Source organism: Bradyrhizobium sp. USDA 4503, assembly GCF_054055815.1.
On record NZ_JBSRXS010000001.1, the window covers coordinates 4,036,991 to 4,060,307 of the forward strand.

The 23,317-nt window shown below is 64.4% G+C and carries 23 protein-coding genes and 1 pseudogene; 10 read left to right on the top strand and 14 right to left on the bottom strand.

The genetic code is table 11. The features are described 5' to 3' along the window. Positions 1 to 95 precede the first annotated feature (95 nt). Both ACVMIH_RS19620 and ACVMIH_RS19625 read left to right on the top strand, forming a co-directional pair. Positions 96 to 449, top strand: a complete 354-nt coding sequence (locus ACVMIH_RS19620) for a hypothetical protein (RefSeq protein ID WP_456863056.1) — start codon at positions 96 to 98, stop codon at positions 447 to 449. Between the two features lie 214 nt (positions 450 to 663). Next, the gene (locus ACVMIH_RS19625) at positions 664 to 1,059 is read left to right on the top strand and encodes a hypothetical protein (protein WP_141342584.1); all 396 of its coding nucleotides are present in this window, start codon (positions 664 to 666) and stop codon (positions 1,057 to 1,059) included. 90 nt (positions 1,060 to 1,149) lie between these two features. On the opposite strand, the gene bfr is transcribed toward ACVMIH_RS19625, so the two are convergent. Then, positions 1,150 to 1,638 carry a bacterioferritin gene (gene bfr, locus ACVMIH_RS19630; RefSeq protein WP_456863059.1) on the bottom strand — a complete coding sequence of 163 codons (489 nt, stop codon included), beginning with the start codon at positions 1,636 to 1,638 and terminating at the stop codon, positions 1,150 to 1,152. A 189-nt stretch (positions 1,639 to 1,827) separates the two neighbouring features. Continuing rightward, entirely contained in the window at positions 1,828 to 2,100 is a 273-nt protein-coding gene (locus ACVMIH_RS19635; RefSeq protein ID WP_016843730.1) for a (2Fe-2S)-binding protein, read from the bottom strand. A gap of 390 nt (positions 2,101 to 2,490) precedes the next feature. On the opposite strand from ACVMIH_RS19635, the gene ACVMIH_RS19640 reads away from it, so the two are divergent. Both ACVMIH_RS19640 and ACVMIH_RS19645 read left to right on the top strand, forming a co-directional pair. Further along, positions 2,491 to 2,796: a hypothetical protein gene (locus ACVMIH_RS19640; protein WP_016843729.1), complete on the top strand. Its 306-nt coding sequence runs from the start codon at positions 2,491 to 2,493 to the stop codon at positions 2,794 to 2,796. Between the two features lie 237 nt (positions 2,797 to 3,033). Next, positions 3,034 to 3,318 carry a hypothetical protein gene (locus tag ACVMIH_RS19645; protein WP_016843728.1) on the top strand — a complete coding sequence of 95 codons (285 nt, stop codon included), beginning with the start codon at positions 3,034 to 3,036 and terminating at the stop codon, positions 3,316 to 3,318. Positions 3,319 to 3,411: 93 nt separating this feature from the next. Here ACVMIH_RS19645 and ACVMIH_RS19650 read toward each other — a convergent pair whose 3' ends face one another. The 3 genes from ACVMIH_RS19650 to ettA all read right to left on the bottom strand — a co-directional run bounded on the left by ACVMIH_RS19650 (position 3,412) and on the right by ettA (position 7,152). Next, positions 3,412 to 4,680: a lytic murein transglycosylase gene (locus ACVMIH_RS19650; RefSeq protein WP_456863061.1), complete on the bottom strand. Its 1,269-nt coding sequence runs from the start codon at positions 4,678 to 4,680 to the stop codon at positions 3,412 to 3,414. A gap of 75 nt (positions 4,681 to 4,755) precedes the next feature. Next, positions 4,756 to 5,337, bottom strand: a complete 582-nt coding sequence (locus ACVMIH_RS19655; RefSeq protein WP_057019130.1) for a TIGR00645 family protein — start codon at positions 5,335 to 5,337, stop codon at positions 4,756 to 4,758. Positions 5,338 to 5,502: 165 nt separating this feature from the next. After that, entirely contained in the window at positions 5,503 to 7,152 is a 1,650-nt protein-coding gene (ettA, locus tag ACVMIH_RS19660) for an energy-dependent translational throttle protein EttA (RefSeq protein WP_057019129.1), read from the bottom strand. A gap of 273 nt (positions 7,153 to 7,425) precedes the next feature. Here ettA and ACVMIH_RS19665 point away from each other — a divergent pair, with 273 nt between their 5' ends. Further along, on the top strand, positions 7,426 to 7,671 hold the full coding sequence (locus tag ACVMIH_RS19665) for a hypothetical protein (protein ID WP_057019128.1): 246 nt from the start codon (positions 7,426 to 7,428) through the stop codon (positions 7,669 to 7,671). 117 nt (positions 7,672 to 7,788) lie between these two features. After that, positions 7,789 to 8,751, top strand: a complete 963-nt coding sequence (locus tag ACVMIH_RS19670) for a D-2-hydroxyacid dehydrogenase family protein (protein WP_225160019.1) — start codon at positions 7,789 to 7,791, stop codon at positions 8,749 to 8,751. 18 nt (positions 8,752 to 8,769) lie between these two features. Here the strand turns inward: ACVMIH_RS19670 and ACVMIH_RS19675 are convergent, their stop codons facing one another. Further along, entirely contained in the window at positions 8,770 to 9,453 is a 684-nt protein-coding gene (locus ACVMIH_RS19675; RefSeq protein WP_456863064.1) for a DUF4336 domain-containing protein, read from the bottom strand. A gap of 163 nt (positions 9,454 to 9,616) precedes the next feature. After that, positions 9,617 to 10,861 (bottom strand): L,D-transpeptidase family protein, encoded by a 1,245-nt coding sequence (locus tag ACVMIH_RS19680; RefSeq protein WP_456863066.1) that lies wholly within the window; start codon positions 10,859 to 10,861, stop codon positions 9,617 to 9,619. A 329-nt stretch (positions 10,862 to 11,190) separates the two neighbouring features. On the opposite strand from ACVMIH_RS19680, the gene ACVMIH_RS19685 reads away from it, so the two are divergent. Beyond that, a complete protein-coding gene (locus ACVMIH_RS19685) occupies positions 11,191 to 12,018 on the top strand; it encodes a hypothetical protein (protein ID WP_456863068.1) in 828 nt (275 codons plus the stop codon). Positions 12,019 to 12,035: 17 nt separating this feature from the next. Here the strand turns inward: ACVMIH_RS19685 and sseA are convergent, their stop codons facing one another. From sseA to ACVMIH_RS19700, 3 genes are all read right to left on the bottom strand, one after another. Then, the gene (gene sseA / locus ACVMIH_RS19690) at positions 12,036 to 12,893 is read right to left on the bottom strand and encodes a 3-mercaptopyruvate sulfurtransferase (RefSeq protein WP_253607152.1); all 858 of its coding nucleotides are present in this window, start codon (positions 12,891 to 12,893) and stop codon (positions 12,036 to 12,038) included. Positions 12,894 to 12,992: 99 nt separating this feature from the next. Beyond that, the gene (locus ACVMIH_RS19695) at positions 12,993 to 13,406 is read right to left on the bottom strand and encodes a rhodanese-like domain-containing protein (protein WP_016847778.1); all 414 of its coding nucleotides are present in this window, start codon (positions 13,404 to 13,406) and stop codon (positions 12,993 to 12,995) included. 132 nt (positions 13,407 to 13,538) lie between these two features. Further along, a complete protein-coding gene (locus tag ACVMIH_RS19700) occupies positions 13,539 to 14,714 on the bottom strand; it encodes a vWA domain-containing protein (RefSeq protein ID WP_016847779.1) in 1,176 nt (391 codons plus the stop codon). Between the two features lie 365 nt (positions 14,715 to 15,079). Here ACVMIH_RS19700 and ACVMIH_RS19705 point away from each other — a divergent pair, with 365 nt between their 5' ends. The 3 genes from ACVMIH_RS19705 to ACVMIH_RS19715 all read left to right on the top strand — a co-directional run bounded on the left by ACVMIH_RS19705 (position 15,080) and on the right by ACVMIH_RS19715 (position 18,459). Next, complete coding sequence (locus ACVMIH_RS19705; protein ID WP_016847781.1) at positions 15,080 to 15,922, top strand: AAA family ATPase; 843 nt, start codon at positions 15,080 to 15,082, stop codon at positions 15,920 to 15,922. 90 nt (positions 15,923 to 16,012) lie between these two features. Beyond that, on the top strand, positions 16,013 to 17,515 hold the full coding sequence (locus ACVMIH_RS19710; protein WP_057019124.1) for a flavin-containing monooxygenase: 1,503 nt from the start codon (positions 16,013 to 16,015) through the stop codon (positions 17,513 to 17,515). Positions 17,516 to 17,622: 107 nt separating this feature from the next. Beyond that, positions 17,623 to 18,459: an IS5 family transposase gene (locus ACVMIH_RS19715; RefSeq protein ID WP_076824982.1), complete on the top strand. Its 837-nt coding sequence runs from the start codon at positions 17,623 to 17,625 to the stop codon at positions 18,457 to 18,459. Positions 18,460 to 18,621: 162 nt separating this feature from the next. Here the strand turns inward: ACVMIH_RS19715 and ACVMIH_RS19720 are convergent, their stop codons facing one another. The 4 genes and pseudogenes from ACVMIH_RS19720 to ACVMIH_RS19735 all read right to left on the bottom strand — a co-directional run bounded on the left by ACVMIH_RS19720 (position 18,622) and on the right by ACVMIH_RS19735 (position 23,295). After that, on the bottom strand, positions 18,622 to 20,265 hold the full coding sequence (locus ACVMIH_RS19720; RefSeq protein WP_456863071.1) for a GMC family oxidoreductase: 1,644 nt from the start codon (positions 20,263 to 20,265) through the stop codon (positions 18,622 to 18,624). Between the two features lie 28 nt (positions 20,266 to 20,293). After that, positions 20,294 to 20,887 carry a GNAT family N-acetyltransferase gene (locus tag ACVMIH_RS19725; protein WP_253625584.1) on the bottom strand — a complete coding sequence of 198 codons (594 nt, stop codon included), beginning with the start codon at positions 20,885 to 20,887 and terminating at the stop codon, positions 20,294 to 20,296. Positions 20,888 to 21,033: 146 nt separating this feature from the next. Then, entirely contained in the window at positions 21,034 to 21,960 is a 927-nt protein-coding gene (locus ACVMIH_RS19730; RefSeq protein ID WP_076830329.1) for an SMP-30/gluconolactonase/LRE family protein, read from the bottom strand. Positions 21,961 to 22,406: 446 nt separating this feature from the next. Further along, a pseudogene (locus tag ACVMIH_RS19735) lies at positions 22,407 to 23,295 on the bottom strand (4-(cytidine 5'-diphospho)-2-C-methyl-D-erythritol kinase). Between the last annotated feature and the right edge of the window lie 22 nt (positions 23,296 to 23,317).

Here is a 23,317-nt window from a genome sequence, read left to right on the forward strand (position 1 = left end):
TGCATCCCGCGCGCGGTTCGTGCCTAATCGCGCAAACCCCGGATTCGCGTGACGCTATGCGCGGGTCACGTAGAAGTTTTCGCCGGAGGAAGGTAATGCGAAGGCTCACGCATGTCGCGGTGCTTGCGTGGCTCGCCATGATGGCGGGCGTTGCACTGGCGTTCGACAACGGCCAATATGACAACGTGCCGCCCGATATCCGCGCCTGGTTCAAGAGCGTGATCGCGCCGAATGGCGTGCCGTGCTGCGACATCTCCGACGGCCATCGCACCAGCTACGACGTTCGGGGCGGCGCCTATTGGGTGCCGATCGAGGGCGAGTGGATGATGGTGCCGGAGCGCGCCGTGATCCGCGATCGCGGCAACCCGGTCGGCGAGGCCGTGGTGTGGTACGTGCACCACCGCGGCAGCATCATCATCAGCTGCTTCGTTCCGGCGGATGCGGTCTGAACGGCGCCCGCCGCCTGCGCGGGAAGCCTGCGCGCGAGGTCGCGTCAATTTGAAACAGTTACTCCCTGTTAACCTTACTTTTTAACCAATAATTAAGGATGAGTTTGCGGGCGCCGTGAGGCGCGGCCTAGCGTCTGCAGAAATGCTCCGTAACCGCGAGTTGGTGCGTGCCATGGCTCTTCGAAGAATGGCGTATCGAACAACTGGGGCGCTGATGGCGTCCCTTGGTGTTTACCTTGGCGTTGCAGCGCTGCTGCTTGCTTCCCCGACCGAGACCTATGCGAGATCCGGATCCGCAGCGCGCGGCACGTTCTCCTCGCATCATCCAGCTTTCCGCCATCATGTGCGGGTGCCCGGCATCGTGTTGCCGGACGCGGGCGGATATTATGATGGCGCGGCGAGCGTTCCTTTCGCCGCCGAGGTCCCGGCGCCGGTCTCGAGCGACGTCCGCTACACCTACACCCAGGACGTGCCGTGGGATTGGGCGCACCGCTATCCGCCGGCCGTGGTGCCGTCGGATCGGCCCTATGTGTCGAGCTGCCCCACCGAGAGCGTCACGGTGCCCGGCCGCGGCGGCGACCGCACCATCAACATCACGCGGTGCTACTGACGAATAGCTCGTTCACAAAAACAAAAGAGGCCGCCCGCAAGGCCGGCCTCTCGTATTTTGGCAGACGCTCGGCGCGCGGCTGACAGCCGGTCAGGAATCCTCGACCTTCAGATGACCGACGTGCTTCTGGGTGTAGAGCTCAAGGCCGATGCGCTTGATCAGGTCGAGCTGGGTCTCGAGAAAGTCGATGTGCTCTTCCTCGTCCTTCATCAGCTGCTCGAACAGGTCGCGGCTGACATAGTCCTTGACGCCATGGCAGTAGGTCGCCGCCTCCTGGTAGAGCGTGCGCGCGCCGATCTCGGCGGCGAGGTCACACTCGATGATCTCCTTGACGTCCTGGCCGATCTTCAGGGGATCGAGCACCTGCAGGTTCGGGAAGCCGTCGAGGAACAGGATGCGATCGACGAATTTGTCGGCGTGCTCCATCTCCTCGATGGACTCCTTGCGCCAGACCTTGGCCATCTCCAGGAGGCCCCAATTGTTGAGCATCCGGTAGTGCAGCCAGTACTGATTGATGGCGGTCAGTTCGCTGCGCAGCCCCTTGTTCAGATAATCGATGACCTTCGGGTCGCCTTGCATGATCCACTCCACCTGTCGCGGCCAACCTTGGCCGGCGCTAAACTTAGAACGCTTCTAAATCAGATTATCGGCAAGAGCAACTCTTCGCAGAAGCAGCGCGTGGATAACCGGATTCGAAGGATTAGCGCAGCGTCTTCCAGCGAAACGGAAGCCGGTTCGCCGTCAGGAAGCGCGTCGAAACGAGAAGCGTTAGCAGGCCGCGAGCGCGAATTCGGCCGGCTCGGCGTCCTCGTTGGCGGCGTGCGGATGGCCGCTGTGGGGGCAGCCGGAGCAGCAGGCCTTGGCGCAGGGACCGAGCGCCTCGTCGATGATCGCCTTGATGGTGCGCGCGCAGCGGCCGCATTCGGCACTGCAGCCGAGGCAGCCGTACACCTGCTTGGCATTTCGAGTCACGGACCCACCGCCATTGACGGCATTGCGGACATCGTGGTCGCTAAGGACGTTACAGGAACAGACAATCATCGGAGAAAGGCGGGGTCCAACGGTGATGCTTTCCAATATGGATATTGTCGGCTCCCGCGGGATGCAAAAGGAAAAAGCGGTTTTTGTAGCAATTCCAAACTGATGCGGGATTCATATTGGAATGAGTCTAAATCGGTCGGAGGTCAGGAATCCGACACCCGCCGGGTGGCTGACGGGCCAATAACCGCTGCCTTCGCCACCGGCCCCATGAGTAGGCGCCTCGCCGCGGCGCTATCGGGCTTGTGCGTTGCAAGATATTGCAAAAACTGCAAGCATTTGGTCGCGAATGCGGCAGCGTCGTTCATTGATCATTCAAGCTGAATATGGAACCCTCCGGCGAGACAGATCGCCAATGCACGCTGTCCCTGCTGCCGCGAGAAAGGTGAGGCCATGAAGAAGACATTGCTGGCGCTTTGCGCCGTTGCCGCTGTGGCGGCTTCGACTGTGGCGGTGCCCGCCCCCGCCCAGGCACAACGCGGTGTCGCCGCCGGCGTCGCTGCGGGATTGATCGGTGGCGCCATTGTCGGTGGCGCGATCGCATCGCAGAACCGCTATTACGGTCCCGGATACGGCTACTATGCGCCCGGTCCGGCCTATGTCGCCGAGCCCGGCTATGGTCCCGATTGCTTCTGGCAGCGCCAGCGATTCTGGGACGGCTACACCTGGCGCGTTCGCAGCGTCCGCGTTTGCGATTGATCGCCGTTCATCTCGATTAAATCGAACCAAATGTCCCGGAAAAACCGACTGTTTCTCCGGGACATCTGCTGCAGATGGCCAGAAAAAACCGCTTTTCTGCGCGATCAGCCTGCGGACGTTTACTTTCGGTTGACTGTTCTGCGCTGTTTAGCAAGACAGCAGTTCGAGATCAGCGTGTGAGTCACCTCAACCCGGCGCCGAACCACGACGCCACCACCTTCCAGGAGAGCCAAAGACATGAAGAAGACTTTAGCTGCCCTTGTCGCCGTCACCACGATTGCCGGTTCGCTGGCCGTTGCTCCGGCTGCCAAGGCTGGTGACGGCGGCGCCGTCGCGGCCGGCGTTGCCGGCGGCCTGATCGGCGGCGCCCTGCTGGGCGGCGCTATCGCAGGCGCTCGCCCCGCCCCGGTCTATGTCGCACCGGCGCCGGTTTACGTCGAAGAGGCCCCGTGCCGCATGGTTCGTGAGCGCTTCTGGGACGGCTACGGCTGGCGCTTCCGTCGCATCCAGGTTTGCGACTGATCGACCGACACGTTTTCAGCATCACATTCGAAAACCCGGCCTCTCGGCCGGGTTTTTGCTTTTCGCCACAGGCGGCCCTGCGAGCCGGCCCGATCAGCGCTGCCCGTTGATCGCGCGCAGCACCGCCTCGCTCGGCCAGCAATCGACCTTCAGCCCGGCCTGCTTCTGATAGGCGCCGAGCGCCGCGCGGGTCTGCATCCCGGCCTTGCCGTCGAGCTTGTCCTTGTAGAGACCGATCTTCGTCAGCTGCTGCTGCATCGCCTCGACATCGGCGGAGCGCAGCTGCTTCGACGCCGACCATGGCGTCGCGAATGGCTGCGGGCTCGTCATGCGGTCGGCGAGGTGGCCGACGAACAGCACGTAGAGATCGGAGAAATTGTATTCCTTGATCACGAAGTAGTTCGGCGTGGTCAGGAAGGCCGGACCGTAGCTGCCTTCCGGCTGCAGCAGCGACGCCGATTGCGCCTGCTCGGCGGCGCTGAGCTTCTGCCCGCGCACCGGCACGAAGCCGGCGCGCAGCCACTGGCTGATCGGCTTCGTCACTTCAGGCACGCCCATCGTGCAGTCGGCATTGGCCGGCGCCTGCACCTCATAGGCCCAGCGCACGCCGGGCTGCCAACCCTTGTTGACCAGCTGCTGCGCGGCGGAGGCGAGCGCGTCCGGCACCGAATGCCAGATGTCGACGCGGCCGTCGCCGTCGAGATCGACGCCGTGCTTGTAATATTCCGACGGCAGAAACTGGGTGTAGCCGGTCGCTCCCGCCCACGATGAGCGCATCTCCTTGCGCGTCACCGCGCCCTCGCCGAGGATCTTCAGCGCCAGGATGAACTCGGTGCGGTACTGATCCTTGCGACGGCCGACATAGGCCTGCGTCGCCACCACGCGCAGCGTGTCATAGGGCAGCGAATAGCGCCCGTAATCGGTCTCGCGGCCCCAGATCGCCAGCACGACGGTGGCCGGGACGCCGAACCGCTTCTCGATCGCATCAAGCGAGGAGCGATACTTCTGCAACAGCCGCTGCCCCTCAGCGGCGAGCCGCGCGATCGAGGCTTCCCTGATGTAATCGGCCGGCACCTGCACGAACTCGGCCTGCGCCGGTGCGCCGGTCTTCGGACGTCCGGGCAGGATCAGGTCGGGCAGCTTGTAGTCGGGCTCGAGCGAGCGCGTCTCGCGATCGAAGGTCTCGCGCGACACGCCGGCGGCCTTGGCCTCCGGCCACAGCGAGGCGATGAACTGGGTGAACGCAGCATCGGCGGCGCGCGCGGGTGAGACGACGGATGCGAGCAGGAGCCCGAGGGCAAGCGCGCGGAGGAATGTCAAATCCAACAACCTGTTCACGCAGCGGTCCAATGGGCGCGGCATCAGGCCAACGCCCGCGATATCAGTGTCGTGAGCCTTACCACGACACCGGATTGCTGTGAACCTTGGCGGCCGCGCTCAATGCGCGGCCTGCTTGGCGCCTTCGATCGAGTCGTTCGACAGCTTGTCGACGATGGCGATGCCGATCGCCGACAGGATGAAGACGCAGTGGATGATGGTCTGCCACATCACGCCGGTCTCGGTGTAGTTGCCCTTGCCTGACGACAGCGCGCCGGCCTCGATGAAGGTGCGCAGCAAATGGATCGAGGAGATGCCGATGATGGCCATCGCCAGCTTGATCTTCAGCACGCTGGCATTGACGTGGCTCAGCCATTCCGGCTCGTCCGGATGGCCCTGCAGATTGAGGCGCGAGACGAAGGTCTCGTAGCCGCCAACGATCACCATCACCAACAGGTTCGAGATCATGACGACGTCGATCAGGCCGAGAACGGCCAGCATGATCTGCTGCTCGCTGAAATCGAAGGCATGGGCGAACAGGTGCCATAGTTCCTTGAGGAACAGCACGACATAGACGCCCTGGGCGATGATCAGGCCGACATAGAGTGGCAATTGCAGCCAGCGCGATCCGAAGATCAGCATGGGAACGGGACGCAGCGACCGGCCCTTCGCGGGGGCGCGCGCCTCAGAAAGTGCGGACATGGTGGAGTGCTCGCAGGATTGAAAATTGCGGAGCGCTCTATCTACGCAATCCCGCGCGCTTGAAAAGCGACAACTGGCCGCACATTGCGCCGCGATGCCGTCACGATCCTGCCAACGAAGAACGGTCGAGCGCGGCGAGATGCCGCGTTCGACCGTTCATACTGGTCAGCGCGTCAGCTTCTTGTACTTCACGCGATGCGGAATGATGCTGTCCTGGCCGAGCCGGCGCATTTTGTCCTTTTCGTAATCCTGGAAGTTGCCCTCGAACCATTCGACATGGCTGTCGCCCTCGAAGGCCAGGATGTGGGTCGCGATGCGGTCGAGGAACCAGCGGTCATGGCTGATGATGACGGCGCAACCGGCGAAATCCTCGAGCGCCTCTTCCAGCGCGCGCAGCGTGTCGACGTCGAGGTCGTTGGTCGGTTCGTCGAGCAGCAGCACGTTGGCGCCCGACTTCAGCATCTTGGCGAGATGCACGCGATTGCGCTCACCGCCTGACAACGCGCCGACCTTCTTCTGCTGGTCAGCGCCCTTGAAGTTGAACGCCGAGCAGTAGCCGCGCGAATTGACTTCCTTCTTTCCGAGCAGGATCAGCTCGTTGCCCCCGGAGATCTCCTCCCACACCGTCTTGTTGCCCTCGAGCGCGTCGCGCGACTGGTCGACATAGCCGAGATGCACGGTCTCGCCGACCGTGATGGTGCCCTTGTCCGGCGTCTCCTGCTCGGTGATCATCTTGAACAGCGTGGTCTTGCCGGCGCCGTTGGCACCGATCACGCCGACGATGCCGCCGGGCGGCAGCTTGAAGGTGAGATCGTCGATCAGCAGGCGATCGCCAAATCCCTTGCTGAGACCTTCGAAGTCGACGACGTTGGCGCCGAGCCGCTCGGCGACCGGAATGATGATCTGCGCGGTCTGGGTCTGCTTCTCGCTCGCCTTCTTGAGCAGATCCTCATAGCGCTGGTAGCGCGCCTTCGACTTGGCCTGGCGCGCCTTCGGCGAGGACGCCACCCATTCCTGCTCGCGGGCCAGCGTCTTCTGGTGCGCGGCGTCCTCGCGGCCTTCCTGCTCGAGTCGCTTCTGCTTCTGCACCAGCCAGGACGAGTAATTGCCCTCGTACGGGATGCCGCGGCCGCGGTCGAGTTCGAGGATCCAGCCCGTGACGTTGTCGAGGAAGTAGCGGTCGTGGGTCACGATCAGGATCGCGCCGGGATAGTTGCGCAGATGGCCTTCCAGCCACGACACCGATTCGGCGTCGAGATGGTTGGTCGGCTCGTCCAGCAGCAGCAATTCCGGCTGGTCGAGCAGCAGGCGGCACAGCGCCACGCGGCGGCGTTCACCGCCGGACAGTTTTGTGACATCGGCATCGTCGGGCGGGCAGCGCAGCGCGTCCATCGCCTGGTCGACCTTGCTGTCGAGATCCCACAGGCCCTGGGCCTCGATCTCGTCCTGCAGCTTGGTCATCTCGTCGGCGGTCTCGTCCGAATAGTTGACCGCAAGCTCGTTGTAGCGGTCGAGGATCGCCTTCTGCTTGGCGACGCCCTGCATGACGTTCTCACGAACGTTGAGTGCCGGATCGAGGTGCGGCTCCTGCTCGAGATAGCCGACGCGGGCGCCCTCGGCGACCCAGGCCTCGCCGTTATACTCCTTGTCGAGGCCGGCCATGATCTTGAGCAGCGTCGACTTGCCCGAGCCGTTGACGCCGAGCACGCCGATCTTGGCGTCCGGGTAGAAGCTCAGATGGATGTTATCGAGCACCTTGCGGGTCGGGTACGCCTTGGTCAGACCCTGCATGAAATAGATGAACTGGCGAGCCATCCGCTGTCCCTGGAATTGATCCGATTTGTGGAAATTTTGCTGCCGCCGATGTAACGGCCGGCCCCCGAAAGCGCAACCGCGGGACCTCTGTTTTCCGTCCGTTCACCACGTTTCGCGGCTTCACCACGGGTGATTACGGGTTCGACGTCATGTGTGCGCCGAATCACGACAATTGAAACCATCTTTTAATAAATCAGGCCAAAACTCGTTCTCAACGTCGAAAAACGGCGATTTTCGCGGCAGAACCGCGGCCAAAACAGTTGAGGCCACGTCATGGCTACCATCATTTCAGCACCCCTTCCGCGCCCGACGACCAAAGGCGAGGCGACGCTGTTCGCCGAATTCCGCGCCTTTTGGCGCGCCTTCGTCGCCAAGGCTTTCAATCCCTACCGGCCGGAACTGCACTATATGCGCGGCCCGGGTCCGGCCTGCCGTGCCAAGCAGATGGCGCTGTCGCCGGCGGTCCGCTCGATGCTCGCCGATATCCGCGCCACGAAGAAGCCGTCGCCGCGCGTGTGACAATCGCCGCTTTTTGAAACCGCGGCCGCTTGCGCGCCTGCCGATTGCGCGCGACCATGACGGGTATCCCGACGGTTGATCTCCCGCCGTCGTCCTCACCCTGAATGGACCTCCCCGATGACGCGGCTCCGATGTGCAATCCTCGACGACTATTTTGACATCGCGCTTTCGGTGGCCGACTGGCCGAAGGTCAAGGACCGGGTCGACGTCACCGTGTTCGACAAGCCGTTCGCGAGCGAGGCGGAAGCGGCGACGAAGCTGAAGGATTTCGAGATCATCTGCGCGATGCGCGAGCGCACCCCGTTCCCGAAGAGCCTGCTCGACGCGCTGCCCAGGCTGCAGCTCCTGATCACGTCAGGCATGCGCAACGCGGCGATCGACATGGAGGCCGCCAAGAACCGCAAGGTGGTGTTGTGCGGCACCCAATATAGCCGCGATCCCACCGCGCCGCTGACCATGGGCCTGATCCTGGAACTGACGCGCGGCATCGGCCGCGAGAATGCGCGCATGCACGCCGGCGAGGCCTGGCAGACCTTTGCCGGTACCGAGATCGAGGGCAAGACGCTCGGCATCATCGGCCTCGGCAAGCTCGGCAGCAAGGTCGCCGGCATGGCCAAGGTGTTCGGCATGAACGTCATCGCCTGGAGTCCCAATCTGACGCCCGAGAAGTGCAAGGAGGCCGGCGTCGGCTATGCCAGCAAGGACGAGCTGTTCGCGACATCAGACATCATCACCATCCATGTCGTGCTGAGCCCGCGCTCGCGCGGACTGGTCGGCGCCGCCGATCTCGCCCGCATGAAGCCATCGGCCTATCTCGTCAACACCGCGCGCGGGCCGATCGTCGATGAGGACGCCCTGTTCGCGGCGCTGCGCGACAAGACGATCGCCGGCGCCGGCATCGACGTGTTCTCGGTCGAGCCGCTGCCGTCGGATCATCCGCTGCGCAAGCTCGACAACGTCGTGATCACGCCGCATCTCGGCTATGCGACGCGCGAGAGCTTGCAGGCGCACTATCAGCAGATGGTCGAGTGCATCGATGCCTTCACCAAGGGCAACGAGCCGCCGCGGCGCCTGGCCTGACAGCAGCATACACTGCGGCTAGCCGAGCCAGCGGAACGCGCGTTCGAGCTCGGCGCGGCCGTCCCGGTCGTACCAGCGCCCGTGGGCGAGAATGATCCGCTCCGGATCCCATTCGATCATGCGGGCGACGGCGGCCTTCATCGCGTCCCTGTCCTGCAGGAAGGTCGAGCGCAGATCGGTTGGCGTGCTGCTGCCGTCGGGATCGCGCACGCCGCCGAGCCAGACCAGGAACCGCATCAACGGCGAGCGAACTCGTCCGGCCTCAAAATTCTCGATCAGGTCCGTCAGCAGCAATGTCCGCGACGGCAGATGGAAGAACACGACCTCCGTCATGTAGCTGCCTGCCACCGGCAGCGTCGCGATCCACTCATCCCAGGGATAGCCGGATGATCGTTCCAGTGGCTCGCCTTCGAAGGTCAGCCGATTGTCCGCCTGTTGCTTGATCCCGGGCGCAAGGAAGATGCGCGCGTCGGGATAGGCAGCATTCCATTGCAGAATCCACCAGTAATGCAGACGGTTCGGACCGATGATCCAGCGCGGTACGCCCAGCTCAACGATTGCGGCCTTGAGCTCGGCCAGCAATGGTGTCGGCGAGTGAATGAACAGCCGCCCACCCGGCAGACGAACGATCGTCGCGCGCGTGGAAACGGCATCTTGAACCAGCGCGGACCGAACCGGATGATCGGACCATCGATCATCCATACGTCATCGGCGACAGGCTTTGGCGCATTCAGCGGCGGATAGGTCTCGCAGACGTCCTGCATCGCATTGCCTCCCGGGCGGCAACGTCGGATTGCGCGGCTTGTTGCAACAAAAAAGACGCGCTGTTCGCGCGCCTTTTTCAATGATGAACTTGCCCGTTGGCCTAGCGCACCGTCACCGGTGCGGGCAGCGGTTGCACCGTGGTCGGCTGCGTGCCGGGCAGCGGCGCGGCCGCCTGAGCCTGGGCCGCAGAAGGAGCCATCGGGTTCGCGGGCGCGGCAGAAGCCGTCGCCGTTCCCGGCGGCGGACCACCGGGCAGCACAACCACGCGGGTGCCGACCTTGGCACGCTCGAACAGGTCGGAGACGTCCTCGTTCAGCATGCCGATGCAGCCCGACGAGACGAACTTGCCGATGGTCGACGGCTGGTTGGTGCCGTGAATACGGTACACGGTCGAGCCGAGATACATCGCGCGGGCGCCGAGCGGGTTGCCGGGTCCGCCGGCCATGAAGCGCGGCAGATAGGGCTGACGCTCGATCATCTCGGTCGGCGGATGCCAATCCGGCCACTCGGCCTTACGGGTGATCTTCTGCACGCCGGTCCAGGTGAAGCCGTCGCGGCCGACACGGACGCCGTAACGGATCGCCCGGCCGTTGCCCAGGATGTAATAGAGGTAGGTGTTCGACGTATCGACAACGATCGTGCCTGCCGGCTCCTTGGTCGCGAACGACACTTCCTGGCGACGCAGTTTCGGCGGCAGTTGCGCCGGGGCGTCTTCTGGCTGGTCGTCCGGCGGCAGCGCCGCGATCTGCACCGGCTTGCCGTTGGCATCGACCGGCGCCTGCTGCTGCGGCACGGCTCCGGTAACGCCCTCGGGCGGACGCATGCCGCCGCGGTCGTCGCCGTAGGAAACACCGGCGGCCGGAACGCCATTGTCGCGATTGGCTTGTTGCGCACCCGGACGATCGCCGTAGATCACCGGCGGCGGCCCCATCGGACGGCCATAGCGGGGATCATCGGGCGACATCACCGGCCCAGTCGGCGCGCCACGGTCGGAATAGACCGGAGGAGCATTCATCGGGCGGCCATAGCGCGGATCGTCCGGCGACATCACTGGGCCGGTCGGCGCGCCACGATCGGAATAGGCGGGCGCATTCGCCGGACGGCCATAGCGCGGGTCGTTCGGCGACAGCACCGGGCCGGGCGGCGGCAATGCGGCCGAATCCTGCCCGTCATCGTCATTGAGTGCGTCGAAATCCGGCATGCTGCCCTGGGGGTAGGGCTGGGGCGCCGTCGAATAGGCGGTGCCTTGGGGCGCCGGATAACCCTGCTGCGCATGCGCAAGCGAGGTTCCTGCCACGCCGAGAGCCGCGGCAGCGCAAATCGTCAGAATGCGGTTGATCATCATTGCTCTGTTATAGTCCCCAAGCCACACCGGACTGTTAACGGCCCAATGCAGGAAGATAGCGGCGCATTCAAGACAAATCCGCGAAACCCGGGCTATTCCGGGCCTTTTGTGATTTCGCGTCAACGCTGCGGCAAAGATGTCTCACGGGTCGGGAATGTTTGTCCACGTGGCCAAAGTCATCAATCACCCGCATTTTGTAACAAACAGTCCCGGGACGTTGCGATATCTTCGAATCGGCCTGATTCGCGCTCGCGACGCCGGCTTTCTTGTGTGGTCACCGCGTTCCCTCGACATCGAAGACCCTCCCGCAGAAGGGGGAACCCGCGCCCATGCTCCCCGGCCTTCGTTTTCTGTTCGCCGCGATCGTGCTGGCGACTTCGCTTCTGGTGTTCGGGTTAGGGGCAGCCGCGCTGTTCCGCGCGGCGCATGAAGAGTTCGCCAGCATTCCGGCCCGCCGGGCGCCGCCGCCCGAGCCGCAATTCGCGCAGCAGCCCGAGACCCCGCCGGTGCTTGCCATGGTGCGGGTCGATCCGCCCGCCGCCGACAAGGTGACGACCGATACGCCGGCAGCCCCGTCCGAGCCGGCCGCTCCCGCTGAGATCGCCGCCCCTGCAGCCGAGCCGGAGAAGGTCGCCGCCGTGACGGCGGATGATCGGGTCCCACCCGCTCCGCCGAAGCCGGAGGCCCAAGCCACGGAGACCCCCGCGCCAGCTCAGCCCGCCGACGGCGCGGCGCAGATTCCGACCGCAGATCCTTCGCCGGCATCGGAGCCAACGCCCGCTGCCGCCGAAGCCGCACCGGCGGCCACCGAGGCCAAGGTCGCCGCCGTCGCCGATCCGCCTGCCCCCAGCGAGCCCGCGCTTCCGCCGCCGGCACCCGCAATGGCAGCGCCGGAGCCCGCCCCGCCGCCATCACCCGAGGCGATCGCGGCCGCGACCAAGATCGCAACGCTGGGTGGGCCCGAAGTTGTTGTCGAAGTGCCGGTAGCGCCGAAGGCCGCTGAGGCGAAGAAGCCGGAGCGCAGCGCGGTCAGCAAGCCGGCACATCGCAAGGAGCGGCGGCGGATTGTCCGCGCGCCGCCGGTTCGGCAGGTCGTTCAGCAGCAGCAGCTCGATCCGTTCGGCCAGCCGACCCTGGTGCCGCTCACCCGGCGCTAGCAAGCAGGAACGACCTGTCAGGCCGGCCCCGTTGCGATCGGCGGGCCGCTCGCCTGCCCCCATTCCGACCACGAGCCGTCATAGAGCGCGCTCTCGGTGACGCCGAGCCGGTAGAGCGCAAGCGTCAGCACGCCGGCCGAGACGCCGGACCCGCAGCTCGTGACGATGGGCGCATCGAGCTTCACGCCGGCGCCCGCGAACGACTTGCGCAGGTCATCGAGCGGCTTCATCTCGCCGGTCGCGGCATCGAACAATTGGTTGTAGGGCACGTTGCGGGCGCCTGGGATGTGGCCGGCGCGGATGCCCGGACGCGGCTCCGGCGCGCGGCCTTCGAAGCGGTCGGCGGCGCGCGCATCGATCACCTGCTCGGCACGGCTTTCGACATTGGCGATCATCTGCTCGATGCTGCGCACGCGCTGCGGATCGTAGCTCGCCTTGAAGGTCGCAGGCTTCGGCTTCACCTCGCCGCTCTCGACCGCCCTGCCCTCGGCGCGCCACTTCTTCAAACCGCCGTTGAGAATGCGCACGTTGCGATGGCCATAGGACAGGAACATCCACCAGGCGCGCGGTGCCGCGACCCAGCCGCCGGAATCGTAGATCACCACGGTGTCGGCATTGCCGATGCCAAGCGCACCGATGTCGCGGCCGAACTGCTCGGCGCTCGGAAACATGTGCGGCAGCGGATTGGCATGGTCGGACACCGCGTCGACATCGAAGAACACAGCACCCGGCAGATGCGCGGCGAGATAATCGTCCTTCGGCAATGGCAGCACGCCGGGCAGCTTGAAGGTCGCGTCGAGCACCTTGACGTTGGCATCGCCGAGATGCGCAGCCAGCCATTCGGTCGAAACGAGCGGATCGTCGGTCATCGTCATCTTGCGTGTTTCTCCATCGTCATTGCCGGACTTGATCCGGCAATCCATCTTGCCTTGAAGCGATGGACACGCGGGTCAAGCCCGCGTGTGACATCCTGCCTAGCCCTTCTTCTTCGGCTCCCACGCCTCGATCGGCCCGCCGGCCTCGCGCCAGGCGGCAAAGCCGCCGCCCATATGCGCGACCGGCTTCAGGCCCATGTCCTTTGCGGTCTTGGCGGCGAGCGCCGAGCGCAGGCCGCCGGCGCAGTGGAAGATGAACTTCTTGTCTTCCTGGAAGATCGGCTTGGCATAGGGGCTGTTCGGATCGATCCAGAACTCCAGCATGCCGCGGGTGCAGGAGAACGCGCCGGGGATCTTGCCGTCGCGCTCGATCTCGCGGGGATCGCGGATGTCGACGATGACGACGTCGTTCTTGCCGATCAGCGTGATCGCGTCGGCCGCGCTGATGGTCTCGATCTCGGCATTGGCCTCGTCGATCATCACCTTGATGCCGCGGTGGATGTTCTGGGGCATGGGGCTCTCCCTGGCTTTTCTTGATCGTCATTCTGGGGCGATGCGGCAGCATCGAACCCGGAATGACGATCGAATTTCATCAACTCGAGATTCCGGATCGATCCCATGGACCGTCCGGAATGACGGGATTGGTTACCGCACCAACTCCCGCATCGCGTTCTCCAGACCTTCGATCGTGATCGGATACATGCGTTCAGAGAACAGGCGGCGGATGATGGTGGTCGATTCCGAATAGTCCCAGTGCTTCTGCGCCACCGGATTGAGCCACACCGCGTGCGGATAGGTGCGGATGATTCGATCGAGCCAGACCGAGCCGGCCTCTTCATTGACATGCTCGACCGAGCCGCCGGGAACCATGATCTCGTAAGGCGACATCGAGGCGTCGCCCACGAACACCACCTTGTAGTCGTGCGGATATTTGTGCAGCACGTCCCAGGTCGGCGTGCGATCGGTGAAGCGCCGCTTGTTCTGCTTCCAGACGCCTTCATAGAGGCAGTTGTGGAAGTAGAAATACTCCATGTGCTTGAATTCGCTCTTGGCGGCCGAGAACAATTCCTCGACCTGCTCGATATGCGAATCCATCGAGCCGCCGATATCGAAGAACACCAGCACCTTGACCGCGTTGCGCCGCTCGGGGCGCATGTGCACGTCGAGATAGCCGTGGTTGGCGGTCTCCTTGATCGTGGTGTCGAGGTCGAGCTCGTCTGGCGCGCCGGTGCGCGCGAACTTGCGCAGCCGCCGCAGCGCCACCTTGATGTTGCGGATGCCGAGCTCGACATTGCCGTCGAGATCCTTGAACTCGCGCTTGTCCCACACCTTCACGGCGCGGTTGTTGCGGTTCTTCTCCTGCCCGATCCGCACGCCCTCGGGATTATAGCCATGGGCGCCGAACGGCGAGGTGCCGGCGGTGCCGATCCACTTGCTGCCGCCCTGGTGGCGGCCCTTCTGTTCCTCGAGCCGCTTCTTCAGGGTCTCCATGAGCTTGTCCCAGCCCATGGCCTCGATCTGCTTCTTCTCTTCCTCGGTGAGATATTTCTCGGCGAGCTTCTTCAGCCACTCCTCGGGGATCTCCGCCTTGCCCATGGCGTCGAGCAGGCTCTCGAGCCCCTTGAACACGGTGCCGAACACGCGGTCGAACTTGTCGAGATTGCGTTCGTCCTTCACCAGCGCGGCGCGCGACAAATAGTAGAAGTTCTCGACCGTCTGCTCGGCGAGATCGGCGTCAAGCGCTTCCATCAAGGTCAGATATTCCCGTAGCGTCACGGGGACCTGGGCGTCGCGCAGCGATGTGAAAAACTGCAGGAACATACCCACCTAGATCGCCCGCTGGGCCGGTGGCGTCAAGGGCCCCCGGCCGTGCTTCATCCCGAGATCAGCCATCCACTTTCACCGGGTTACCTCCGCCGCCGTCGGTCCGTGGCGGCGCCCGCGCCATCGCGGCAAGGTCGCGCCACGCCGGCGATCATTCCGCAGAGCGGAAAGATGATGCATGACATTCCATGCGGAAGCCCACATCGGTACCGCTGCGCTGCGGAATCCGCGCTAGACCGCCCGGCTTTTTCAATTAGAATTGTACCGGACAAGATATCGGAGAGGACATGCGACCGCTGCGGGAGCGGTCGTTTCGTGTGGGGGCCCGGGCCGCCGACGAACGAAGCAAGGCAAACAGATAGATGAAATTCACGGGTACCAAGGACTACGTCGCCACCGATGACCTCAAGGTCGCCGTCAATGCCGCCATCGTGCTCGAGCGCCCGCTGCTGGTGAAGGGCGAGCCCGGCACCGGCAAGACCGTACTGGCCGAGGAAGTCGCCAAGGCGATCGACGCGCCGCTTTTGACCTGGCACATCAAGTCGACCACCAAGGCGCAGCAGGGCCTCTACGAATACGATGCCGTCTCGCGACTGCGCGACAGCCAGCTCGGCGACGCCCGCGTGTCCGACATCAAGAACTACATCAAGCGCGGCAAGCTGTGGGAGGCCTTCACCAACGAGAAGCGCCCGGTGCTGCTGATCGACGAGATCGACAAGGCCGACATCGAATTCCCCAACGATCTGCTGCTCGAACTCGACCGCATGGAATTCCACGTCTACGAGACCGGCGAGACCATCAAGGCGAAGCTGCGCCCGATCGTGATGATCACGTCGAACAACGAGAAGGAACTGCCGGACGCCTTCCTGCGCCGCTGCTTCTTCCACTACATCAAGTTCCCCGACAACGAGACGATGGGCAAGATCGTCGACGTGCATTTCCCCGGTATCAAGAAGCGCCTGGTGGAAGAGGCGCTGCGGATCTTCTTCGAAGTCCGCGAGGTGCCGGGCCTGAAGAAGAAGCCCTCGACCTCGGAACTGCTCGACTGGCTCAAGCTGCTGTTGAACGAGGACATCACCCCCGAGATGCTGCGCGAGCGCGATCCGCGCAAGCTGATCCCGCCGCTGCATGGCGCGCTGCTCAAGAACGAGCAGGATGTGCATCTGTTCGAGCGGCTGGCTTTCCTCAGCCGCCGCGAAGTCTAGTTCCGATATCGGCAAACGCCGGGGCGATGGCTCCGGCGTTTTGCTTCTGCAGCTCAACAAACAAGCCAACAAGCAAGAAGACCAGGGAAGATGAACGTCCAAACCCAGATCCGGGCCGCCGAGCCCGTCACGACAGAGCACTTCGACGTCCTGATCGCAGGCGCCGGCATCTCCGGCGTCGGCGCCGCCTACCACCTGACCACGCAATGCCCCGGCACCAGCTTCGTGGTGCTGGAGACGCAGAAGACTTTTGGCGGTACCTGGTCCACCCACCGCTATCCCGGCATCCGCTCCGACAGCGACCTGCACACCTTCGGCTATCGCTTCAAGCCGTGGACCAGCGCGCCGATCGCGACCGCGGCCGAGATCCTGAAGTACATGGGCGAGGTGATCGAGGAGAACGACATCGCCCGTCACATCCGCTATCGCCACACCATCACCGCGGCGAAGTGGTCGAACGAAACCAATCTCTGGACCATCGATGCGACGCGCATCGACACCGGCGAGCGGCTGCGCTTCACCACCAACTTCTTCTGGATGTGCCAGGGCTATTATCGCCACGACGCGGGCTATACGCCCGAATGGACCGACATGGCGAAGTTCAAGGGCACCGTCGTGCATCCGCAGACCTGGCCCGACGACCTCGACTACAAGGGCAAGCGCGTGGTCGTGATCGGCTCCGGCGCCACCGCCGCGACCCTGATCCCGGCGATGGCCAAGGACGCCGGCCATGTCACCATGCTGCAGCGTTCGCCGACCTATTTCCGCACCGGCCGCAACGCCATCGAGATCGCCGAGGAGCTGCGCAGGCTGCAGGTCGACGAGCACTGGATCCACGAGATCACCCGCCGCAAGATCCTGTTCGAACAGGACGCCTTCACCAGGCGGACCTTCGCCGAGCCCGAGGGCGCCAAGAAGGACCTGCTGGCGGCGGTCGAAGCCGTCCTCGGCAAGGACTACGACATTGCCACCCACTTCACGCCGAGCTACCGGCCGTGGCGGCAGCGCATCGCCTTCGTGCCGGATGCCGACCTGTTCCACGCCATCAAGGGCGGCAAGGCGTCGGTCGTCACCGACGAGATCGACCGCTTCACCGAGACGGGCATCCTGCTCAAGTCCGGCAAGCAGCTCGAGGCCGACATCATCATCACCGCGACCGGCTTCCACCTCTCCGCCAACGGCGGCATCGACTTCGAGATCGACGGCAAGCCGCTCGACTTCGCCGATACCGTGACCTATCGCGGCATGATGTTCACCGGCGTGCCGAACCTCGTCTGGGTGTTCGGCTATTTCCGCGCCAGCTGGACCTTGCGCGTCGATCTGGTCGGCGACTTCGTCTGCCGCCTGCTGCAGCACATGAAGGCGACCGGCGCGAACAAGGTGACGCCGGAACTGCGCCCCGAAGACCACAACATGCCGCTGCTGCCGTGGATCGATCCGGAGAACTTCAACCCCGGCTACATGATGCGCGGCATGCACCTCTTGCCGAAGCGCGGCGACAAGCCGGAGTGGCAGCACAACCAGGATTACTGGGCCGAGAAGGACGAATTCCCGGCGATCGACCTCAAGGACAAGGCGTTCGTCTACGGCTGAGCTCCTGATATTAGTCCCGTCATCCTGAGAGCCTGACTGAAAAATGGGTGAGTGATCTCAGTGGGGTGTGATTCCATCGGATTTGCAAAGATTCGAGGGAGAGCACGATGCCCTGGACCAAGATCACTCGGGAGCAATATCGGCGGGACGATCTGCGTTATGCAAGCGATATGACCGATGCGGAGTGGGCGGTGATCAGACGCCTGTTGCCGCGAGCGAACCGGCGCGGCCGGCCGCGTAAGACGGAGCTGCGTCGTGTGATCGAAGCGATCCTCTATATCGTTTCGACCGGCTGCCAGTGGCGGGCGTTGCCGCAGGAGTTCCCGCCCTATTCGACGGTGCAGGGCTATTTTTATAGATGGCGGGATACAGGCCGGTGGCAGAGGATTGTCAGCGTGCTTGTCCGCCGGGCGCGAAAAAAGCTTGGACGGACACCGAAGCCGACGGCAGCCGTGATCGACAGTCAAAGTGCGCCAACCACCCAAGCTGGTGGACCGCGCGGCTACGATGCAGGCAAGCGCATCTACGGCCGCAAGCGGCACATTGTGACGGATACCAATGGCCTCCTCCTTGGGGTTCATGTTCATCCCGCCAACGTTCAGGACTGCCATGGCGCCGTACCGCTGCTGAAGAACGTGCGGATGAACTTCCCCCGGCTGCGCCACGTCTTTGCCGACCGGATCTACCGCGGAAATCAACTCCTCGACGCGCTCTCAGACTGCGGTCCATGGACTGTCGAGATCGTCGAGCGGCCTCAAGGCGTCAAAGGCTTCCAGCTTCTGCCGAGGCGGTGGGTGGTTGAACGCACATTCGCTTGGTTCGGCAGATGCCGCCGCCTCGCCAAGGACTTCGAGGCGACGGTGGCAACCGAAGCTGCCTGGCTGCTGATTGCACACATCAGGCTCCTGACCCGCAGACTCGCGGCTGCAGCTAAGGTTGGGTGATTTATGAGTCAGACTCTGAGGAGCGCGTAGCGCGTCTCGAAGGATGCACGGCCCCACTCGGGCCGTCGTGCTTCGAGACGGCCGCTTCGCGGCCTCCTCAGCATGACGGTGTTAGACACAGCGCGCTGATCAAGAAGCAACATCGCGTACGCCTCTATTCCGTCACGCATACTCCGGCAGCTTCGCAGCCGCCTCGGGTGCCTTGCCGCGGATCATGTCGGAGGCCTTGTCGGCGATCATCAAGGTCGAGGCGTTGAGATTGGCTGAGATCATCCGCGGCATGATCGAGGCGTCGATCACGCGCAGGCCCTCCATGCCATGGACCCGAAGCTGGTCGTCGACCACCGCCCACGGCGCGTCCGCCGGTCCCATCCGGCAGGTGCAGCCGGGATGGAAGGTGGTGGTGCCGCGCTCGGTCGCGGCCGCGAGCAGTTCGTCGTCGCTCGTGACCTTCGGGCCCGGAAAGTCCTCATAGGCGTAATACGGACTGAGCGGCTCGGAGGCGAGCAGCCGGCGCGCCAGCTTCATGCCGGCGACGACGACGCGGCGGTCGATCTCCTCGGCGAGGTAGTTGGTCTGGATGATCGGCGGCGCGAAAGGATCGGCGGAGCGGATCCGGACATAGCCGCGGCTCTCCGGCCGCTGCTGCCATGACGCCACCGTCATGCCGGGCTCGTCCTCGAGCTGGCCCTGCACGCCTTCCTTGTAGCTCGCCGGAGTGAAGGTGAGCTGCAGATCGGAGCTCTCGGTGGTCTCGCCGGAATGCCAGAAGCAGTAGACCATGGTAGGCGACAGCGACAGCAGGCCGCGCCGCGTCGTCGCCCATTTGATCGCCTCGCCCCACAGGCTGAAGCCGCGGCGAAGCTCGTTGATGGTCCTGATGTTCTTGACCCGCGCCACCGAGCGCGGCGCGTAATGATCCTGCAAACCTTCGCCGACGCCCGGCAGCGCGTGGCGCACCTCGATGCCGTGCGCCTGCAACAGCTCGGGCGCGCCGACGCCGGAGAGCTGCAACAGCTGCGGCGAGTTGTAGGCGCCGCCGGAGAGGATGACCTCCTTGGTGGCGCGGATCTCCAGGGGATCGCCGTGCTTGCCGCCGCGGTTGTAGCGCACGCCGACCGCGCGCTTGCCCTCGAAGATGATGCCGGTGACATGCGCATGCGTGTGCACATCGACATTGGGCCGCCGCCGCGCCGGATGCAGGAACGCGGTCGCGGCGCTGACCCGGCGGCCGTTCAGGATGGTGCGCTGGCAGTACGACACGCCTTCCTGTATCTGGCCGTTGTAATCAGGATTGCGCGGAATGCCGAGGCTGACCGCGCCTGCCATGAAGGCTTCGCAGAGTGGATCCTGCCAGTCCATGGTGGTGACGGTGAGGTTGCCGTCGCGGCCGCGATAGGTGTCGTCGCCCTCGCCGATCCGCCTCTCCATGCGCCGGAAATAGGGCAGCACGTCGGGATAGCCCCAGCCGCGATTGCCGAGCTGCGCCCAGGTGTCGAAGTCCTGGCGCTGGCCGCGGTTGTAGATGTGGCCATTGATCGAGGACGAGCCGCCGAGCGTCTTGCCGCGCGGCGCATAGATGCTGCGCCCGCCGGTGTAGGGACCCACCTCCTGCTGATAGGCCCAGTTCACGCTCTTCATATGGAAGGTCTTGATGAAGCCGGCCGGCAGATGGATGTAGGGATGCCAGTCGCTCGGCCCGGCCTCGAGCACGCACACCCTAGTGCCCGCGTCTTCACTCAAGCGGTTGGTCAGCACGCTCCCGGCGGAGCCTGCGCCGATGATCACATAATCGAACGTTTCCATCGTCTCGTTTCTGGCGCCGACCAAAGTGTCAGCGCGGCTTTTCGTTGAGTTGATAGGTCAGATGCGCCTTCACCGTCGGCCATTCGCTGGCGATGATGCTGTAAACCACAGTGTCGCGCAACGTGCCGTTGGGCGCGATCTGATGGCTGCGCAGGATGCCGTCCTGCTTCGCACCCAGACGCTCGATGCCGCGCCGACTCTGGTGATTGAAGAAATGCGTGCGGAACTCGACCGCGATGCAATCAAGCTTCTCGAAGGCATGGGTCAGCAGCAGCAGTTTGCACTGCGTATTGACCGCGCTGCGCTGCACACGTTTGGCGTACCAGGTCGAGCCGATCTCAACGCGACGGTTCGACGTGTCGACGTTCATGTAGGTCGTCATGCCGGAAATCTTGCCGTCGGCGTCGAACACCGTGAACGGCAGCATCGATCCGGCCTTTTGCAGGCCGAGCCGGCGGTCGATCTCCTTGGCCATGTTCTCCGGCTGCGGGATCGCGGTGTACCAGAGCTTTGACAGCTCGCCGTCTTTCACCGCCTCGACCAGCCCGTCGCGATGATCGTGGGACAACGGCTCCAGCCGCGCATGCGCGCCGCGAAGGGTGACCGGTTCAAGCCAGGGCATTCGAGATCTCTCCATCTTTGTCATTCCGGGGCGATGCGCAGCATCGAACCTCAGATGCGCAATTGCGCATCGGGGAACCTCGAGATTCCGGGTCTGGTGCTTCGCACCATCCCGGAATGACGATTGCGCTTCGCGAACCGCAATCGTCATCTATTCAGAAAATTCAGCGGCAATCCCGGCCGCGGCCAGTCCATCGCGATCAGCTCGCCCTTGCCGGACAGCGTGATGTAAGCGGTCTTCAGCTCGGGGCCGCCGAAGGCGATGTTGGTGGTGACGCGGTCGCCAGTCGGCACCTGCTCGACCACGGTGCCGTCGGGCGCGATCACCGAGATGCAGCCCGAGACCAGCGTCGCGACGCAGACATTGCCGTTCGCTTCCACGGCGAGCGAGTCGAACATCTGGTAGCCGCCGAGGCCGGCGATCGGCTTGCCGCGCTCGCCGCGATAGATCACGTCGCGCGGCTTGACGGTGCCGGGCTCTGAAACTTCATACGCCCACAGCCGCGCGGTCGGCGTCTCCGCGATGTAGACGGTCTTCTCGTCCGGCGACAGGCCGATGCCGTTGGCTGGCAGGATGCCGTGCACGGCCTCGACGATCTCGTTCATGCCGGGCTTCAGATAATAGAACGCGCCGACATCCATGTCGCGGGCGCGGCGCTTGCCGAGGTCGGAGAACCACAGGCCACCCTGCCTGTCGAACACCAGGTCATTCGGCCCGCGCAGCGCGTGCTCGCCGCATTTAGTCACCACGGTCTCGACCTTGCCGGATTGCAGATCGACGCGCTGGATCGAGCCGCCGAGATAATCCTCGGGCTGCGGCCCCGGCATGATCATGTTGCGGGTCGGAATCCAGGAGAAGCCGCCATTGTTGCAGATGTACATCTTGCCGTCGGGACCGAGCGCCGCGCCGTTCGGGCCGCCCGGCACCTTGGCGACGATCTCCTTGCGCCCGTCGGGATAGACCCGCGTCAGCCGCTGGCCGCGGATTTCGACCAGCACGACCGAACCGTCGGGCATGACGACGGGACCTTCGGGAAACTCCAGATCGGTGGCGAGAACTCGGATATTGGCCATGGCATCCTCCCGGCTCTTTGGCTGCAGGCGGATTCCGAACGGCCCCGCACGCGCAACGTTGTTGTTTCATCCTGTTATGGCAAACGGGGTTTGGCTTGCCAAGCAATGGCCCCGCAAGGCTGCCCGGCGTTGGGGCGGGATGGGCGCGCCGCAAATGCCCCTGTCGTCCCTGCCTAGTGCGCAATTGCGCACTAGGCAGGGACGACACCGAATAGGTGGCACGGTCAGTGAGTCAAATTTCCGCGTTCTCGCGACACTGTCCGAGCTTCGCGATTCGGATGAAGCGAAATATTTTCGCGCGCGAGGATTGACAGGTTTTGCTGAGTTGCCCGTCGGGTTGTTTTGTCGCACCCCTCTCCGTCGTCATTCCCCAGTGCGCAATTGCGCGCCTGAGGGCGCGCCTCCTGGCGCGAGCCTCGGAATGACGGAGAGAGAATGGGCGCGCACTAGCTCAGCGTGCCCGCATGCACCCACCAGCCGGGGTGACCGGCGCGGAGTTGTTCGCCGGCCGCCTCGGCGTCGGCGTCGGTTCCGACACACGGCAAAGCAGGTCGCGCCCGAGCCCGACATGCGCACCAGACGAACGCCCCGGGTCTCACGCAGCGCGGACAGCACGTCACTGATGACGGGCTGGATGCGCGCCGCGGGGGCTTCGAGATCGTTGGTGCCGCGCTCCAGCGCCGCGATCCAATCGTCGATCGCGCGCCCGGCTTCCGGCCATGACGGCGCCTGCATCACGACGTCGGTGGCGCCGATCAGGAGCTCGCCATTGCGCAGGCCGAGCGCATTGAAGACGTCCCTGGTCGCAACCGGCACGCGCGGATTGACCAGCACGCACGGCATTTTCGGCAGGTCGAGCGGCAGCAGGCCTTCGCCGACGCCGGTCATGTCGCAGGCCCGCGAGGCGACGCACACCGGCACGTCGGCGCCGGTCTGCAGCGCGACCTCCATGATCCGGCTATCGTCGAGCGAGAGCTCATTGAGCCGCGCCAACAGCCGCAGCGCCGCCGCGGCGTCCGCCGAGCCGCCGCCGATGCCGGCCGCAACCGGCAGCACCTTCTCCAGCGTGAAGTGGCCGACCTCGAGGTCCGCGACGCGCTCGCCGAGCAGCCGCGCGGCCTTCAGCACCAGATTGTCAGAGGTGTCGCCGCAGGCATCGGCCAGCGGCCCCGCCATCGAAAGCGACAGCTCGGGTCCCGGCTCGAGCATCAGGCGATCGGCGCAATCGGCAAACGCGACGACGCTCTCCAAGTCGTGAAACCCGTCGACGCGCCGCCCGACAACCTTCAGCGTCAGGTTGACCTTGGCACGCCCTTCTTCAATCAGCGCCGGCACGGCGATAAACCCCTAAAAAACA

Excerpts from the sequence above, each read along its gene's own strand:
- ACVMIH_RS19620 (WP_456863056.1), top strand. The coding sequence starts at position 96 with ATGCGAAGGCTCACGCATGTCGCGGTGCTTGCGTGGCTCGCCATGATG.
- ACVMIH_RS19625 (WP_141342584.1), top strand. The coding sequence starts at position 664 with ATGGCGTCCCTTGGTGTTTACCTTGGCGTTGCAGCGCTGCTGCTTGCT.
- bfr (WP_456863059.1), bottom strand. The coding sequence starts at position 1,638 with ATGCAAGGCGACCCGAAGGTCATCGATTATCTGAACAAGGGGCTGCGC.
- ACVMIH_RS19635 (WP_016843730.1), bottom strand. The coding sequence starts at position 2,100 with ATGATTGTCTGTTCCTGTAACGTCCTTAGCGACCACGATGTCCGCAAT.
- ACVMIH_RS19640 (WP_016843729.1), top strand. The coding sequence starts at position 2,491 with ATGAAGAAGACATTGCTGGCGCTTTGCGCCGTTGCCGCTGTGGCGGCT.
- ACVMIH_RS19645 (WP_016843728.1), top strand. The coding sequence starts at position 3,034 with ATGAAGAAGACTTTAGCTGCCCTTGTCGCCGTCACCACGATTGCCGGT.
- ACVMIH_RS19650 (WP_456863061.1), bottom strand. The coding sequence starts at position 4,680 with ATGCCGCGCCCATTGGACCGCTGCGTGAACAGGTTGTTGGATTTGACA.
- ACVMIH_RS19655 (WP_057019130.1), bottom strand. The coding sequence starts at position 5,337 with ATGTCCGCACTTTCTGAGGCGCGCGCCCCCGCGAAGGGCCGGTCGCTG.
- ettA (WP_057019129.1), bottom strand. The coding sequence starts at position 7,152 with ATGGCTCGCCAGTTCATCTATTTCATGCAGGGTCTGACCAAGGCGTAC.
- ACVMIH_RS19665 (WP_057019128.1), top strand. The coding sequence starts at position 7,426 with ATGGCTACCATCATTTCAGCACCCCTTCCGCGCCCGACGACCAAAGGC.
- ACVMIH_RS19670 (WP_225160019.1), top strand. The coding sequence starts at position 7,789 with ATGACGCGGCTCCGATGTGCAATCCTCGACGACTATTTTGACATCGCG.
- ACVMIH_RS19675 (WP_456863064.1), bottom strand. The coding sequence starts at position 9,453 with ATGGATGATCGATGGTCCGATCATCCGGTTCGGTCCGCGCTGGTTCAA.
- ACVMIH_RS19680 (WP_456863066.1), bottom strand. The coding sequence starts at position 10,861 with ATGATGATCAACCGCATTCTGACGATTTGCGCTGCCGCGGCTCTCGGC.
- ACVMIH_RS19685 (WP_456863068.1), top strand. The coding sequence starts at position 11,191 with ATGCTCCCCGGCCTTCGTTTTCTGTTCGCCGCGATCGTGCTGGCGACT.
- sseA (WP_253607152.1), bottom strand. The coding sequence starts at position 12,893 with ATGACGATGACCGACGATCCGCTCGTTTCGACCGAATGGCTGGCTGCG.
- ACVMIH_RS19695 (WP_016847778.1), bottom strand. The coding sequence starts at position 13,406 with ATGCCCCAGAACATCCACCGCGGCATCAAGGTGATGATCGACGAGGCC.
- ACVMIH_RS19700 (WP_016847779.1), bottom strand. The coding sequence starts at position 14,714 with ATGTTCCTGCAGTTTTTCACATCGCTGCGCGACGCCCAGGTCCCCGTG.
- ACVMIH_RS19705 (WP_016847781.1), top strand. The coding sequence starts at position 15,080 with ATGAAATTCACGGGTACCAAGGACTACGTCGCCACCGATGACCTCAAG.
- ACVMIH_RS19710 (WP_057019124.1), top strand. The coding sequence starts at position 16,013 with ATGAACGTCCAAACCCAGATCCGGGCCGCCGAGCCCGTCACGACAGAG.
- ACVMIH_RS19715 (WP_076824982.1), top strand. The coding sequence starts at position 17,623 with ATGCCCTGGACCAAGATCACTCGGGAGCAATATCGGCGGGACGATCTG.
- ACVMIH_RS19720 (WP_456863071.1), bottom strand. The coding sequence starts at position 20,265 with ATGGAAACGTTCGATTATGTGATCATCGGCGCAGGCTCCGCCGGGAGC.
- ACVMIH_RS19725 (WP_253625584.1), bottom strand. The coding sequence starts at position 20,887 with ATGCCCTGGCTTGAACCGGTCACCCTTCGCGGCGCGCATGCGCGGCTG.
- ACVMIH_RS19730 (WP_076830329.1), bottom strand. The coding sequence starts at position 21,960 with ATGGCCAATATCCGAGTTCTCGCCACCGATCTGGAGTTTCCCGAAGGT.